Annotated in this window: 2 protein-coding genes and 1 pseudogene; 2 read left to right on the top strand and 1 reads right to left on the bottom strand. The window is 61.9% G+C overall.

Annotated elements, in window-relative coordinates; genetic code table 11:
- A partial coding sequence (locus tag F7R02_RS25385) for an ATP-binding domain-containing protein (protein WP_167521112.1) occupies window positions 1-536 on the top strand: 536 nt, incomplete at its 5' end.
- A gap of 289 nt (window positions 537-825) precedes the next feature.
- Window positions 826-1110: a hypothetical protein gene (locus F7R02_RS25380; protein ID WP_003490829.1), complete on the top strand. Its 285-nt coding sequence runs from the start codon at window positions 826-828 to the stop codon at window positions 1108-1110.
- Window positions 1111-1284: 174 nt separating this feature from the next.
- Here F7R02_RS25380 and F7R02_RS25370 read toward each other — a convergent pair.
- Window positions 1285-1390, bottom strand: a pseudogene (locus F7R02_RS25370) (IS5/IS1182 family transposase); the annotation flags it as partial.

Raw genomic sequence — 1390 nt, 5'->3', positions numbered from 1 at the left:
TCAACCGCAACGATCCCGGTCGCGACCTCACGAACGGCGACCGCATGCGCGTTGCCGGCGTGATCGGCGGCGTCGTCAAGCTCGAATCGGTCGAGGAGCGCGACGGCCGGCCGGCTCGCGCGCTCGAGCTGCCGGTGAACAAGCCGCTGCACCTCGAGCATGCCTATGCATCCACCGTCCACAGCTCGCAGGGCGTGACCAAGGACCGCGTACTGATCGCGCTCGATACCAAGAGCCGCACCACGTCGATGAATCTGTATTACGTGGCGATCAGCCGTGCGCGACAAGAGGCCAGGGTGTACACGAACAATCGGGGCGAGTTGCCGGCAGCCATTGCTCGGCGATTCGACAAGACGACGGCCCTGGGCCTGGAACGCAATCGCAACACCAAGCGCGACCGGCAAGCGTTGCAGCGAAACGGCGCGGCGGATGGAAAGGCGATCAAGCCGCCGGCGCATAAATCGCCGGAACTGACCAAGAAACCGCCGACACCGCGCCAGCCGCGCCAGCCGCGCCAGTACGGCCGGTTCCAGTGACAAGCACGAGCGCGCGTCTGGCTTTGGGAGCCGGTCATCCAACCGCGGTATGCAGGCGACCGGCTCGTGCTCGCTCTCATGAAGCCAGTGGCATCCGTCTATTACACACTTGCGGATTAGCTCTCGCAGCCCATCCGGTGCACTGAGCATAGTGCGCGAAACCCTTCTTGCAGCAGCGAAGCCCAGATGACCCGGTGCGTAGCTGCGGCGCCAAATCAGAAACTGCCACATCCCGCCTACCGGCGCAGATCGACAATCAGAGCGTCATCCCGCATCGCCCAGAGACGCTATGAACGACTACGGTTCTTATCGCTACCTGCCTGCCGATGGTTGGTACGCCACCTATCCACAAGCTGCCGAGGCCGATGAGCCACGCGTCTTCCAGCGCGTGGCCCTATGGCGGGTGGCCCCGCATGGAACGATCGTTGGCCTGATCTCTTCGCCCGACAATAGCCAGGACGAAAGCGAATCGCAGCTTCTGAGCGCACCGCGCGGTCTAGGCGTCCACTACATCCACATTGATGATCTGACCGCAGACGAACGCCAGGAGATCCGCCGCAGACGTTTCAGTTGATCGCCTTTGGTTCTGCGTCATAGCGCGTGTGGTCCTTGGGTGGGTGGTTGCAACGGTTAGGGAAGGTCTGAATAACGAGGCCTGAGAGTGCGGGATGTCGCGTCGTTCCGAAGAGTGGCGTTTGAATCTTTGGAATTTCGCCATTTCTGGCGCTTTCCGTGGGAATTTCCTGGTTTACAGGCGCACGCTCCCCATAGCCGGCAGCAACTGCTTTCGCTTCATCCACAGATTGGAGAGCGCAAACAAGGTCAGCACGTGTGCGGTGTTTTTGGCCAGGCCG

Source organism: Xanthomonas cissicola, from assembly GCF_008801575.1.
Classification (GTDB): domain Bacteria; phylum Pseudomonadota; class Gammaproteobacteria; order Xanthomonadales; family Xanthomonadaceae; genus Xanthomonas; species Xanthomonas cissicola.
The sequence above is the reverse complement of the archived record's forward strand: the minus strand, read 5'-3'. Positions and strand labels throughout refer to the sequence as shown.

What these genes read in the sequence shown, in the direction of transcription:
- F7R02_RS25380 (WP_003490829.1), top strand. Translation starts at nt 826, where the DNA reads ATGAACGACTACGGTTCTTATCGCTACCTGCCTGCCGATGGTTGGTAC.